Origin of the sequence: Collinsella aerofaciens (assembly GCF_018785265.1) — a bacterium.
Lineage (GTDB): Bacteria > Actinomycetota > Coriobacteriia > Coriobacteriales > Coriobacteriaceae > Collinsella > Collinsella aerofaciens_AI.
In genome coordinates this window covers 1-342 of sequence record NZ_WQPK01000037.1, presented here as the reverse complement: position 1 = coordinate 342, position 342 = coordinate 1, and the positions used below count along the sequence as shown (strand labels likewise).

1 rRNA gene is annotated in these 342 nt (G+C 71.1%); it reads left to right on the top strand.

The annotated features are described in order from the left end of the window. Positions 1-160 precede the first annotated feature (160 nt). Positions 161-276: ribosomal RNA gene (gene rrf / locus GPK42_RS06575) — 5S ribosomal RNA — on the top strand. Positions 277-342: the final 66 nt, after the last annotated feature.

The following is a 342-nucleotide window of genomic DNA, read 5'->3' as shown; positions in this document are numbered from 1 at the left end:
AGCTCTTCCGGAACCGCACCTCGCGGCCCGCGGGACTGAGCGCTCATGCGCGGTCCGGGCACGAGGATGCCCCCGAGTCACCTCCCCTATGCGCCATGCGGCCCCCAGGGCACGTGTAGAGTGAGACCCAGGACACCGTAACGGTGGGCGCCGCCCACCGGTCAGCGGCCAGAGCATGGGGGGCACGCCCGGTCCCGTTCCGAACCCGGAAGCTAAGCCCCATCGCGCCGAGAGTACTGCGGGGTCAGCCCGTGGGAGGCCAGGGCGCCGCTGACCGGTGGACGGCACCGAGCCGTACGCTTGAACTGAGAAGGGGGAGGCCTCGCGGCCTCCCCCTTTTTT